Origin of the sequence: Cryobacterium sp. MDB1-18-1 (assembly GCF_004402735.1) — a bacterium.
In the GTDB taxonomy this organism is placed as follows: Bacteria; Actinomycetota; Actinomycetes; order Actinomycetales; family Microbacteriaceae; genus Cryobacterium; species Cryobacterium glucosi.
The window spans coordinates 1-12316 of sequence record NZ_SOFR01000009.1; the positions used below are offsets into that span (position 1 = coordinate 1).

General features: G+C 69.3%; 11 protein-coding genes. 2 read left to right on the forward strand and 9 right to left on the reverse strand.

What is annotated here, in order from left to right; all coding sequences use genetic code 11:
- Positions 1 to 506: 506 nt before the first annotated feature.
- The gene (gene tyrS, locus E3O50_RS01370) at positions 507 to 1808 is read right to left on the reverse strand and encodes a tyrosine--tRNA ligase (protein WP_241975411.1); all 1302 of its coding nucleotides are present in this window, start codon (positions 1806 to 1808) and stop codon (positions 507 to 509) included.
- Positions 1809 to 1974: 166 nt separating this feature from the next.
- On the opposite strand from tyrS, the gene E3O50_RS01375 reads away from it, so the two are divergent.
- Together E3O50_RS01375 and E3O50_RS01380 are read left to right on the forward strand one after the other, a co-directional pair.
- Complete coding sequence (locus tag E3O50_RS01375) at positions 1975 to 2658, forward strand: winged helix-turn-helix transcriptional regulator (RefSeq protein ID WP_134559704.1); 684 nt, start codon at positions 1975 to 1977, stop codon at positions 2656 to 2658.
- Positions 2655 to 3254 (forward strand): hypothetical protein, encoded by a 600-nt coding sequence (locus E3O50_RS01380; protein WP_134559705.1) that lies wholly within the window; start codon positions 2655 to 2657, stop codon positions 3252 to 3254. The genes E3O50_RS01375 and E3O50_RS01380 overlap by 4 nt, the downstream gene beginning before the upstream one ends.
- A gap of 61 nt (positions 3255 to 3315) precedes the next feature.
- On the opposite strand, the gene E3O50_RS01385 is transcribed toward E3O50_RS01380, so the two are convergent.
- From E3O50_RS01385 to argC, 8 genes are all read right to left on the reverse strand, one after another.
- Complete coding sequence (locus tag E3O50_RS01385) at positions 3316 to 3927, reverse strand: DNA-3-methyladenine glycosylase (protein ID WP_134447020.1); 612 nt, start codon at positions 3925 to 3927, stop codon at positions 3316 to 3318.
- Positions 3928 to 3980: 53 nt separating this feature from the next.
- Positions 3981 to 5417: an argininosuccinate lyase gene (argH, locus tag E3O50_RS01390; protein WP_134559707.1), complete on the reverse strand. Its 1437-nt coding sequence runs from the start codon at positions 5415 to 5417 to the stop codon at positions 3981 to 3983.
- A 10-nt stretch (positions 5418 to 5427) separates the two neighbouring features.
- Positions 5428 to 6627 carry an argininosuccinate synthase gene (locus E3O50_RS01395; RefSeq protein ID WP_134447017.1) on the reverse strand — a complete coding sequence of 400 codons (1200 nt, stop codon included), beginning with the start codon at positions 6625 to 6627 and terminating at the stop codon, positions 5428 to 5430.
- 33 nt (positions 6628 to 6660) lie between these two features.
- A complete protein-coding gene (argF, locus tag E3O50_RS01400; RefSeq protein ID WP_134559709.1) occupies positions 6661 to 7593 on the reverse strand; it encodes an ornithine carbamoyltransferase in 933 nt (310 codons plus the stop codon).
- A gap of 35 nt (positions 7594 to 7628) precedes the next feature.
- Complete coding sequence (locus tag E3O50_RS01405; RefSeq protein ID WP_134559711.1) at positions 7629 to 8891, reverse strand: acetylornithine transaminase; 1263 nt, start codon at positions 8889 to 8891, stop codon at positions 7629 to 7631.
- Positions 8892 to 8930: 39 nt separating this feature from the next.
- Positions 8931 to 9782, reverse strand: coding sequence for an acetylglutamate kinase (gene argB, locus E3O50_RS01410; protein WP_241975416.1), 852 nt, complete (start codon positions 9780 to 9782; stop codon positions 8931 to 8933).
- 140 nt (positions 9783 to 9922) lie between these two features.
- Positions 9923 to 11095: a bifunctional glutamate N-acetyltransferase/amino-acid acetyltransferase ArgJ gene (argJ, locus tag E3O50_RS01415; RefSeq protein ID WP_134559715.1), complete on the reverse strand. Its 1173-nt coding sequence runs from the start codon at positions 11093 to 11095 to the stop codon at positions 9923 to 9925.
- The gene (argC, locus tag E3O50_RS01420) at positions 11092 to 12138 is read right to left on the reverse strand and encodes an N-acetyl-gamma-glutamyl-phosphate reductase (RefSeq protein WP_134447007.1); all 1047 of its coding nucleotides are present in this window, start codon (positions 12136 to 12138) and stop codon (positions 11092 to 11094) included. Before argC ends, argJ begins: the two co-directional genes overlap by 4 nt.
- Between the last annotated feature and the right edge of the window lie 178 nt (positions 12139 to 12316).

The following is a 12316-nucleotide window of genomic DNA, read 5'->3' on the forward strand; positions in this document are numbered from 1 at the left end:
ATTGTGCACGCTGTTGAGTTCTCAAGGATCGGACGCACCCGGCTTCAGGCCACACCGTAACCGGCTTAGTGGCTGTCGCTCCGAGGCAACTTGTCTAACCTAACCTCCCCCGCAGCCCCTGTCAAATCGGCCGGAACCCCGCTTCTCGACACGAAAACGCGTCCACAAAAGGAGTTCAACCAATCCGACAAAACTTACGGGAGGAAGACTTTCAAGCCTACGCCTCGCACATCCGAATCAAGGATTCGAGAGTGAGAAGAGCGTAAACTTCGGTCCCACGTGAGGCCGGAAAGCACTGCGGCTTTTCCGCACCTTTGGGGTACGTGAAGACATTACGTGCCCCCACCACCCCCGTCAAAACCCGCACCACCCCGGGCGTGTCACGCCCCTGCCCACGCCGCCCCCAGCATCCGCGAGAGTACGATTTTGGCCCTTAAACCGGAGGTTTAAGGGCCAAAATCGTACTCTCGCGGCGGGGACTGCTCGACGAAGACGCCGGGCAGGGACTACTCGACGAAGACGCCGGCCAGGGTCTTCTTGCCGCGGCGGAGCACGGCGACACCACCGGGGAGCACGGCCCCCTCGATGGTCTGGTCCTCGCTGAGGACCTTGACGTTGTTCAGGTACACCCCGCCCTGCTTGATCGCGCGCCGGGCCTCGCTCAGGCTCGTCGTGAGTCCGGTGTCCACGAGCAACTGCATGACAGGTGCGTGCGGGGCCGTTGTCGTGTTGGGGAGTTCACGCAGGGCGGCCTCGAGGGTCTCCTCGTCGAGGTCGGCGAGGTCACCCTGGCCGAAGAGGGCCTGCGCGGCGTGGATGGCAGCATCCGTCGCCGCCCGCCCGTGCACGAGGCTCGTCACCGAGACGGCGAGGGTGCGCTGGGCGAGCCGCTTGAAGGGTTCCGTGGCAACCGATTCCTCGAGGCCCTCGATCTCGGCCCGCGTCAGGAACGTGAAGATCTTGAGGCGCAGGATCACATCGGCGTCGTCGGTGTTGAGCCAGAACTGGTAGAAGGCGTATGGGCTCGTCAGGGTGGGGTCGAGCCAGACGGCGTTGCCCTCGCTCTTGCCGAACTTGGTGCCGTCGCTGTTCGTGATCAGGGGTGTGCCGATGGCGTGCACGCTCGCACCCTCTGCCTTGCGGATCAGGTCCGTGCCGCTCGTGAGATTGCCCCACTGGTCGCTGCCCCCGGTCTGCAGCACGCAGCCGTGCGCGCGGAAGAGCTCGAGGAAGTCCAGGCCCTGCAGCACCTGGTAGCTGAACTCGGTGTAGCTGATGCCGGCGTCGGAGTTCAGCCGCGCGCTTACCGCATCCTTCTTGAGCATGGTGCCGACCCGGAAGTACTTGCCGATGTCGCGCAGGAAGTCGATCGCGCTGAGCGGACCGGTCCAGTCGAGGTTGTTCACCAGGGTGACGGGATTGTCGCCCTCCGCGCTCAGGAAGCGCGACACCTGCGCCTGCAGGTAGCCGACCCAGGTGCCGACGGTGTCCTTGGTGTTCAGCACCCGCTCCGCGGTGGGCCGCGGGTCGCCGATCAGACCGGTGGAACCGCCGACGAGGCCGAGCGGCCGGTGACCGGCGAGCTGCAGGCGGCGCATCAGCAGGAGCTGGACGAGATTTCCGAGGTGCAGGCTCGGCGCGGTCGGGTCGAACCCGCAATAGAAGGTGATCGGCTCCCCCGCGAGCAGCGCGCGCAGCTCGGCCTCGTCGGTCGACACCTGCACGAGGCCACGCCAGGAGATCTCCTCCCAGACATTCTCGAAGGTGACGTCGTTGGACTGCTGCTTGAGGATCACGGGATCTGACACGCAGCCCAGATTACCAGCGCGGCCGTGCCGGGCCGGGAGGACAGGCCTGAGCCTTTATCGTGAATAATTAAGTCTGAAGAATGAATATTCAGATATATAGCGTGTACGCTTACTTTATGCGGGCGAACTCCCGCGCTGCACAGGAATCGCACCGGAGGGCGCGCTCATGTTCGTGATCACCGCAGACCAGATCGACAGCCGCCACGACCGGGACCGGGCCGGCGAGATGATCGCCCGCCTCGCCGCCGACTTCGGCCCCGCCTTCCTCCTGCCGCCAGACCAGACCTCCGGCGACGAGATCCAGGCGCTGCTCACCGACGCCGCGACCGCGCTCGACGTCGTGTTCGCGCTGCACCGGTCGGGGCACTGGAGCATCGGCCTCGGCATCGGCCCGGTCCGGGTGCCGCTCCCCCACGCCACCCGGCAGGCCTCCGGCGCGGCATTCATCGCCGCGCGGGCCGCCGTGACGCGAGCCAAGAAAGCGGATGCCCGCTTCGCCCTCGACGCAGACGGGTCCGGGGCCACGGCGGCCGGGGCATCCGCCGGCCGGCCCCACCCCGGCTTGCCCGCTGGCGCACCGATTCTGGCCGGCGCCGAGGTCGAGGCGCTCATCGCGACCGTGCTCCTGCTCCGCCAGCGCCGCTCGCCGGAGGGCTGGGCGGCGGTCGACCTGCTGCGCGGCGGGCTCAGCCAGGTCGACATCGCCGCCCGGCTCGGGATCACGCCCGCCGCGGTGAGCCAGCGGATCAAGTCCTCGCTCTGGAGGGTCGAGGAGGCTGCACACCCCGCACTCGTTAGGCTCGTGGAAGACCTCGAGCAGACTTCGACAGAAACGGACACCGCCGGATGACGATCCAGTCCTTCCAGATCCTCGCCACGCTGTACTGGATGCTGCTGTTGCTCGTGACGATCGGCTCGCTTGTCTGCGCCGTGCTCGCGTTCCGGTGGCGGAAGCAGACCTTCGCGATCATCTCGGCGGGCGGCCTCGCCGGCGCCCTGCTGATCGCGGCGGCCCCCGCTCCGGGCGGCAGCGACACCTTCGGCGTCATCCTCGGACTGATCGCACTCGCCCTCGCCGTCGTCGGCGGCGGTCCGATGGCCCTGCTCGCACTCGACTTCGCCACCCACGATTCCGCGCGGCCCGGCCAGCACGGCGGCATCCTCGTCGACGACGGCGCGACGCCCGCAGCACCCGGCGCGGCCGGTGCCGTGCACGAGGTGCTCCGCGGCGGTCTCATGATCGGCATCCTCGAACGGCTCGCGGTCGCGGGGGCGATCCTCGCCGGGTTCCCCGAGGCGATCGCCGTCGTCGTCGCCATCAAGGGCGTCGGCCGGTTCACCGAACTCACCGAGGCCGAAACCCGTGAGCGCTTCATCATCGGCACCTTCGCGAGCCTGATCTGGGCCTGCGCGTGCGCCGCCCTCGTGAAGATCGCGACGAGCTGAGCGACTGCGTGCGCTGAGTTACGGCCCCTCTGCGCGATCGGGAGGGTGTTTTGTCGGTGACTCAAACCCCCGACGCGTTTCCAAGCTGCGGATGCCGCCGGTAGGGCGACACGGTCGGCTCGCCCGGGAGCCAGAATCGCCACGGGAACGCCACTCCCCCGCCTGGGCCGCTGACGCCGGTGCGCGGACCGGTGCGTACCGCAGGCGCGGGAATGGCGGGCAGGGTCAGCTCGAACGGCAGGGCGCCGAGATCGGCGCCGTCGTCGCCGAGCCCGATACCGAGGGCGATCGTGAGCCGCGCCGGTCCCCTGGCCAGATCGCCGTCGGTCTTCGAGGTCGTGCGGCGCGACCGGGCTTCGGCCAGTCCGTCGACGATCTCGCCTCCGCGGAGCAGGAGCGCTGACGCGGCACCCTCCGGGGAACAGACGATGTTGGCGCAGACGTGCATCCCATAGCTGAAATACGCGTAGAGGTGCCCGGGCGGGCCGTACATGGCCGCATTACGCCGGGTGCGACCCCGGAAGGCATGCGAGCCCGGGTCGGTTCCGTCGCCGAGGTAGGCCTCGACCTCGGTGATGCGCAGCGCGACCCCGCCGTGGCGGAGAACCGCACCGAGCACGAGCGGGGCGAGTTCGATCGCCGGCCGTGCGAGCAGCTCCCGGTCGAGGCTCACCGGCGGCGCCCGTCACGTCGCAGTTCCCGCGCGGCGTTCACCCGTGGCGCCCGCTAGAGCGCGAGTGCCGAGGCGAGCACGCGCACCCGGGCGACGAGCACGGCACGCTGCTCGGCAACGCGAACCGGGGCGGTGCCGCCCTGGCCGTCGCGACCCTCGACGGACCCGTGGATACTCAGCACGCTGCGCACCTCGGGGGTCAGGTGCGCGGAGATCGTGAGGAGCGCGTCATCGTCGACCTCGTGGAGTTCGAGTTCGTTCTGCTCGGCGTACTTCACGAGGAGCCCGGTGATCTCGTGCGCGTCCCGGAACGACACACGCTGCTTGACGAGCCATTCGGCGACATCGGTGGCCAGGGAGTAGCCCGCGGGGGCGAGTTCCGCCATCCGCTCGGTGTGGAAGGTCAGCGTCGCGATCATGCCGGCGAAGGCGGGCAGGAGCACCTCGAGGGTGTCGATCGAGTCGAAGACGGGTTCCTTGTCCTCCTGCAGGTCGCGGTTGTACGCGAGCGGGAGACCCTTGAGGGTCGTGAGCAGGCCGGTGAGGTTGCCGATCATGCGACCGGACTTGCCGCGGGCGAGTTCGGCGATGTCGGGGTTCTTCTTCTGCGGCATGATCGAGGACCCGGTCGAGTACGCGTCGTCGAGGGTGACGAAACCGAATTCGCGGGTGTTCCAGAGGATGATCTCCTCGGCGAGGCGGGAGATGTCGATGCCGATCTGGGCGGTGATGTACGCGAACTCGGCGACGAGGTCGCGGCTCGCGGTTCCGTCGATCGAGTTCTCGACGACGTGGCCGAAGCCGAGGTCGGTCGCGACGAGCCGGGCGTCGAGGCCGAGGGTGTTCCCGGCCAGCGCGCCGGAACCGTACGGCGAGTAGTCCGCGCGCTTGCCCCAGTCGGTGAAGCGTTCGAGGTCGCGCACGAGCGGCCAGCAGTGCGCGAAGAGGTGGTGGGCGAGGAGCACCGGCTGCGCATGCTGCAGGTGGGTGCGCCCGGGCATGATCGCGGTCTCGTTGGCCTCGGCCTGGGCGGCGAGGGCGTCGATCACCGTGATCAGGTGCACGGAGATGCTCGCGGCCTTGTCGCGGAGCAGCATCCGGATCAGGGTGGCGACCTGGTCGTTCCGGCTGCGCCCGGCGCGGAGCTTGCCGCCGAGCGGGGCGCCGACGATGTCGATCAGGCCGCGTTCGAGGGCGGAGTGCACGTCCTCGTCGCTCTCGGCAGGCTGGAAGCTTCCATCGTTGATGGCGGCGTCGAGCCGGTCGAGCCCGGCGATCATGGCGGCGAGTTCTTCGGCGCTCAGGTAACCAGCGGCGGCCAGGGCACGGGCGTGAGCCCGGGAACCCCGGATGTCGTATGGCGCGAGTGGCCAGTCGAACTGGGTCGACTTGCTCAACCGTGCGAGCTCGGGGCTCGGTCCCCCGGCGAAGCGGCCACCCCAGAGGGCGCCCGCCTCACCGGCGCGGTTGACCGGAGAATCGCCTGTCATGCTCCGGACCCTACTTGCCGGCCAGGTCGCGGCGTGCGGAGATCTTGCTCGGCAGCGACCACAGCTCGATGAACCCCTTGGCCATGCTCTGGTCGAAGGTGTCTCCGGTGTCGTAGGTGGCGAGGTTGAAGTCGTAGAGGCTCTGCGGGCTCGTGCGGCCGGTGACGACCGCGGTGCCGGCGTGCAGCTTGAGGCGGATGTCGCCGGTCACGTACTTCTGCGTCTCGTCGATGAACACGTCGAGGGCACGCTTGAGGCCGGAGAACCAGAGCCCGTCGTAGACGAGTTCTGCCCACTTGGCCTCGACGCCGCGCTTGTAGCGGGCGAGGTCGCGTTCGATGGTCATGTTCTCGAGCTCTTCGTGCGCGGCGATGAGGGCGATGCCGGCGGGGGCCTCGTAGACCTCGCGGCTCTTGATGCCGACGAGGCGGTCTTCGACCATGTCGATCCGGCCGACGCCCTGGTCGCCGGCGAGCTTGTTCATGATCTCGATGGCCTGCAGAGGCGTGACGGGCTTGCCGTCGATCGCGACGGGGACGCCCTGGTCGAAGCGGATGACGACCTCGGTCGCGTCCCGCGTGACCGTGGGGTCCTGGGTGTACGTGTAGAGGTCCTCGATCGGCGCGTTCCACGGGTCTTCGAGGAAGCCGGTCTCGACCGCGCGGCCGTAGACGTTCTGGTCGATCGAGTACGGGCTCTTCGCGGACTGCTTGATCGGCAGGTTGTGCTCCGCGGCGTAGATGATGGCCTTGTCGCGGGTCAGCGCGAAGTCCCGGACCGGGGCGAGGGAGATCAGGTCGGGAGCGAGCGCGGCGACGGCGGCCTCGAACCGGACCTGGTCGTTGCCCTTGCCGGTGCAGCCGTGGGCGACGCTGTCGGCGCCGAGCGCCTTGGCGGTGGAGGCGAGGTACTTGGCGATCAGCGGGCGGCTGAGCGCGGAGACGAGCGGGTAGCGCTTCTGGTACAGCGCGTTGGCCTTGAGGGCCGGGACGATGTAGTCGTTGGCGAATTCGTCCTTCGCGTCGACGACGATGGCCTCGACGGCGCCGCAGTCGAGCGCACGCTGGCGGATGGCCTCCATGTCTTCGCCGTCCTGTCCGACGTCGATGGCGAGTGCTACGACCTCCTTGCCGGTCGCATCCTTCAGCCAGCCGATGCCGACCGAGGTATCCAGTCCACCGGAGTATGCGAGCACAACACGTTCAGCCATGGTTCTCCCTCTAAATATCTACTAAGTCTCAGTTTACGGGTTGGTGTTGTGGCCGAGCAGCCAGACCAGCAGCGCCTTCTGCGCGTGCAGGCGGTTCTCGGCCTCATCCCAGATGATGCTCTGCGGCCCGTCGATGACGTCCGCGGTGACCTCGTAACCGCGGTCGGCGGGGAGGCAGTGCATGAAGAGCGCGTCGGGCTTGGCGCGGGCGAGCAGCGCGCTGTCGACGCGGTAGGCGCCGAGGGAGGCGACGCGTGCGGCCTTCTCCTCCTCGAAACCCATCGACACCCAGGTGTCCGTGACGACGACGTCGACGCCGGTGACCGCTTCCGCGGGGTCGGTGTAGAGGGTGATCGAGCCGCCGGTCTTCGCGGCGATGGCCTCGGCATCCGCCAGCACCTGCGGCTGCGGGGTGTAGCCGGCCGGGGAGGCGACACGGATGTGCATGCCTGCCGTCGCGCTGGCGAGGAGGTAGGAGTGCGCCATGTTGCAGGCGCCGTCGCCGAGGAAGGTCAGGGTGAGGCCGGCGAGCTCGCCGCGGTGTTCGCGGATGGTGAGCAGGTCGGCGAGGAGCTGGCAGGGGTGGAAGTCGTCGGAGAGCGCGTTGACGACGGGCACGGTGGTGCCGAGGGCCATCTCCTCGAGGCCGGCCTGGCCGTAGGTGCGCCAGACGATCGCGGCGACCTGGCGTTCGAGCACGCGGGCGGTATCGCCCGCGGTCTCCTTGCCCCCGAGCTGGCTGTTGGCGGTGCTGATGATCAGCGGGCTTCCGCCGAGGTCGGCGATGCCGACGGCGAAGGACACCCGGGTGCGGGTCGACGACTTGTCGAAGATCACGGCGACGGTCTGGGGGCCCGCGAGGGGTTTCGCCTGGAATCGGTCGCGCTTGAGCTCAACGGCCAGGTCGAGGATCTCGGCTTGTTCGGCCGGGGAGATGTCGTCGTCGCGCAGGAAATGGCGGGTCACGGGGTCACTTTCGCTGGAATGGGGGATTCTTCAGCCTAGAGGCTGGCCAGGGCGAGCCCGAATCGGCGCCCGAATTCGGCCAGCTCGGCCTCGCCGACGATGAGGGGCGGCGCGAGCCGGATGGTGGACTCGTTTGCGGCGTTGATGATGAGGCCGGCCTCGAGGGCCGCGTCGGCGAGCTTCAGGGCCACGGGCTCGGCGAGTCCGATTCCGAGCAGCAGGCCGCGGCCCCGCACCTCGAGGATGTGCGGGGAGTCGAAGCCGAGGATCAGGTCGCGGAGCTGCTCGCCGCGGCGGGCGGCGTTGGCGACGAGGCCGTCCCGCTCGATGATGCCGAGCACGGTGTTGGCGGTCGTGGTCGCGAGCGGGTTCCCGCCGAAGGTCGAGCCGTGCTGGCCGCGCTGGAACAGCTCGGACGTCGCACCGAAGGTGACGAGGGCGCCGATCGGTACCCCGCCGCCGATGCCCTTGGCGATCGAGATCGCATCGGGCAGGATGCCGTCGTGCTGGTACGCGAACCAGTCTCCGGTGCGTCCGGCACCGGTCTGCACCTCGTCGAGGATGAGCAGGACCCCGTGCCGGGTGCAGAGCTCTCGGGCGCGGCGCAGGAAGCCGTCCGGCAGGTCGATGACGCCGGCTTCCCCCTGCACGGGCTCGAGGAATAGGGCGGCGACGGTGTCGTCGATCGCGGCCTCGAGAGCCTCGAAGGTCGCGTGGATGTGCTCGACGCCGCCGGGCACCGGCAGGAACGGCGCCCGCATGGCGGGCTTGCCTGACAGGGCGAGGGCGCCCATGGTGCGGCCGTGGAAGGACTCGTGCAACGAGAGGATGCGGGTGCGCGGCCGACCGGGCTCACTCCCGATATTGAGGCGGGCGAGTTTGAAGGCCGCCTCGTTGGCCTCGGCGCCCGAGTTGCAGAAGTAGACGCGGCCGGCCGGGCCGGCCCCGGTGATGCGCTTGAGCCGTTCGGCGAGCTCGATCTGCGAGGGGGACGCGAAGTAGTTGGAGATGTGCGCGAGGGTGCCGACCTGGGCTGACACGGCGGCGACCAGCTCGGGGTGGGCGTGCCCGAGGGAGTTGACGGCGATGCCCGCGAGGAAGTCGAGGTATTCGGTGCCGTTCTCGTCCCAGACGTAACAGCCGGCGCCGCGGACGAGCATCGCGCGCGGCGGCGCGAAGGTGAGCATCATCGCCGCGGTGTATCGGTCACGCCAGCCCTCGCTGCGTTCCGCGAGCGTGGCCGCGTCGGTCGTGCCCGCGTAGGTTGCCGGTGAGTCGGTGATCGTTTCGCCTGTCATTCTCAAATCCGTCGTGTCGGTGGTGTGGTGCGGTTGGGCTCAGTTCGCCCGGGGTACTACTTCGGTGCCGATCCCGCTCCCGGTGAAGACCTCGAGCAGGATCGAGTGCGGCACGCGCCCGTCGATGATGGCCGCCTTGGCGACGCCGCCCTCGACGGCGTCGAGGCAGGCGGTCATCTTGGGGATCATCCCGGATTCCAGGTCGGGCAGCAGGGCGCGGAGCTCGGGCACTTCGATGATCGAGACGAGGGAGTCCCGGTTCGGCCAGTCGCTGTAGAGCCCGGCGACATCGGTGAGGATGACGAGCTTCTCGGCCCCGAGCGCGATGGCGAGGGACGCGGCGGCGGCGTCGGCGTTGATGTTCAGGGACTGGCCCGGGACATCCGTGTCTGGCGCGATCGAGGAGATCACCGGGATGCGGCCGGCGTCGAGCTGGGCGTGCACGGCCTCTGGGTCGACGCCGATCACGTCGCCGACGAGGCCGAGGTCGACCTCCTCGCCGTCGATCATCGTGCCGCGGCGGCGGCCCTGGAAGAGTCCGGCGTCCTCGCCGGAGAGGCCGGCCGCGAGGGGGCCGTGCTCGTTGATGTGGCTGACGACCTCGCGGTTGATCTGGCCGGTGAGCACCATCCGCACGACGTCCATCGCCTCGGGGGTCGTCACGCGGTAGCCGCCGCGGAATTCGCTCTGGATGCCGAGGCGGTCGAGCATCGCCGAGATCTGCGGGCCGCCTCCGTGCACGACGACGGGGCGGAGGCCGGCATAACGCAGGTAGACCATGTCCTCGGCGAAGCTGCGCTGCAGCGCCTCGCTGACCATGGCGTTGCCGCCGAACTTGACGACGATGATCTTGTCGTGGAAGTGCTTGAGCCAGGGCAGCGACTCGATCAGGGTCTCGGCCTTGACCGCGGCCTCGGCCCGGGTGTTCGACTCGGCCTCGGTCGTGTCGACCTCTGCGTCGCTCGCGTGCGTTCCGGTGCCGGTGTCCGCGAGCGGATGCCGGTGCGAGGCCTTGCCGTGCGTGTGACGGGTCAACTCGAGTACGCGCTGTTCTCTTCGACGTAGGCGTGCGTGAGGTCGTTGGTCCAGATCGTCGCTTCCGCGTCCCCCGCGTGCAGGGTGATCAGCACCGTGACGGAGCGTGGCGTGAGGTCGACGAGTTCGCGGGGCTGGTCCGGCTCCCCCGCGGTGCAGACCTGCACCCCGTTGATCGTGACGTCGATGTTGTACGGGTCGAAGGCGGCATCCGTCGTGCCGACGGCGGCGAGCACGCGGCCCCAGTTCGGGTCGTTGCCGAAGATGGCGGTCTTGAACAGGTTGCTGCGGGAGACAGCGCGGGCCACGGTGACGGCGTCGGCTTCGGTCTCGGCGTTGCGCACGGTGATGGCGACGTCGTGGGCGCTGCCCTCCGCGTCGGCCTGCAGCTGCAGGGTGAGGTCCTGGCAGATCGCGGTGAGCGCGGCGGCGAATTCGGCTTCGTCCGGCGCGATGCCGCTCGCGCCAGAGCCGAGCAGGCTCACGGTGTCGTTGGTCGACATGCATCCGTCGGAGTCGAGGCGGTCGAAGGTGATCCGGGTCGCGACCCGGAGCGCCCTGTCGAGCTGGGCGGAGTCGAGGACGGCGTCGGTCGTGATCACGACGAGCATTGTCGCGAGGCCGGGGGCGAGCATGCCTGCGCCCTTGGCCATCCCGCCGATCGACCAGCCGGCCGGCGCGGTCACGGCGGACTGCTTCGGAGTGGTGTCGGTCGTCATGATGGCCCTGGCGGCGGACAGGCCCGCTTCGGCGGACGTCGAGTCGTCCGTGCGCAGGGCGAGGGTGGCGTCCCAGATGCCTGCGGTGATCTTGTCCAGGTCGAGCTGTTCGCCGATCAGGCCGGTCGAGCAGACGAGCACCTCCCCGGCGGACACGCCGAGGCGGTCACCGACGGCCTCCGCGGTCGCATGGGTGGTCTGGAAGCCGATGCTGCCGGTGTAGCAGTTCGCACCGCCCGAGTTGAGCACGATCGCGCGGACGCTGCCGCCGCGCATGACCTGCTGGCTCCAGATCACCGGGTTCGCCTTGCAGCGATTGCTCGTGAACACGGTCGCGGCACTGGCGAGCGGGCCGAGGTTCTGCACGACGGCGAGGTCGAGTCCGCCGGACTTCTTGAGGCCGGCTGTGACGCCGGCTGCCGCGAATCCGGCGGGGGTTGTGACGCTCACGGGGCGACTCCATTCATGCTGAGGCCCAGGGTCTCGGGCAGCCCGAGGGCCAGGTTTGCGGATTGGATCGCGGCACCGGCGGTGCCCTTGGCGAGGTTGTCGACGGCGGTCACCGTGACGACGCGGCCGACGGCCTCGTCGACGGCGAGGCCGATCAGTGCGGTGTTGGCGCCGAGCACGTCGCTCGTGCGGGGGAAGTGTCCGGCCGGGAGCAGGTGCACAAACGGTTCGTCTGCGTATGCGCTCTCCCAGGCTGCGCGCACCGCGGCTGCGGAGGTGCCGGGCACGAGGCGCGCCGTCGCCGTCGCGAGGATGCCGCGGGACATCGGCACGATCACGGGCGTGAAGGAGATGGTCGGATTCACGGCGCCCGCCCAGCGCAGGCTCTGCTGGATTTCGGGAATGTGCCGGTGGGTGCCGCCGACCGCGTACGGGTTGGCGGATCCGAGCACCTCTGCGGCGAGGTTCGGGACTTTGAGGCTCTTGCCCGCACCCGATGGTCCGACGGCGAGCACGGCGACGAGGTCGGCCGGTTCGATCACGCCGGCGTGGATGCCGGGCGCGAGGGCCAGTGCGACCGTGCTCGCGTTGCACCCGGGCGCGGCGATCCGGCGGGCTCCGACCAGGCGGGAGCGCTGCTTGCCGCCACCGGGGATCGGGAGTTCGGGGACGCCGTACGCCCACGAGCCGAAGTAGTCGCCGCCGTAGAACGCCGCCCAGTCCGCTGCATCCTCCAGCCGGTGGTCCGCGCCGCAGTCGATCACGAGCGTGTCGGGCGACAGCTCCGCGCTCAGGGCACCGGATGCCCCGTGCGGCAGGGCGAGGAAGACGACGTCGTGCCCGGCGAGGTTGACGGCGTTCGTGTCCACGAGGGTGAGGTGCGCGAGGCCGCGAAGGTGCGGTTGCACGTCGATCAATCGCTGGCCCGCGTTGCTGTGCGCGGTCACCGTGCGCACCTCGAATTCAGGGTGTCCGGCGAGCATTCGCAGCAATTCTCCGCCCGCGTAACCGCTCGCGCCTGCAATTGCTACCGAAAAAGCCATGTGACAAACCTATCGCGCTGCCCCGCGCCCCCGGGAATCCGGGCGACATCGGGCCGGTTCCCGCCGGCATCCGCACCCGGAGACCCGAGCGCACGTCAGCTGCGCACGCAAGAAAGTTGCGCGCCACCTCCGCCGCTACGCGCCAATCGCGCCCGATCGCGTGCCATTTCCGCCGTTT

Excerpts from the sequence above, each read along its gene's own strand:
- E3O50_RS01375 (WP_134559704.1), top strand. The coding sequence starts at position 1,975 with ATGTTCGTGATCACCGCAGACCAGATCGACAGCCGCCACGACCGGGAC.
- E3O50_RS01380 (WP_134559705.1), top strand. The coding sequence starts at position 2,655 with ATGACGATCCAGTCCTTCCAGATCCTCGCCACGCTGTACTGGATGCTG.
- argH (WP_134559707.1), bottom strand. The coding sequence starts at position 5,417 with ATGACAGGCGATTCTCCGGTCAACCGCGCCGGTGAGGCGGGCGCCCTC.
- E3O50_RS01395 (WP_134447017.1), bottom strand. The coding sequence starts at position 6,627 with ATGGCTGAACGTGTTGTGCTCGCATACTCCGGTGGACTGGATACCTCG.
- E3O50_RS01405 (WP_134559711.1), bottom strand. The coding sequence starts at position 8,891 with ATGACAGGCGAAACGATCACCGACTCACCGGCAACCTACGCGGGCACG.
- argC (WP_134447007.1), bottom strand. The coding sequence starts at position 12,138 with ATGGCTTTTTCGGTAGCAATTGCAGGCGCGAGCGGTTACGCGGGCGGA.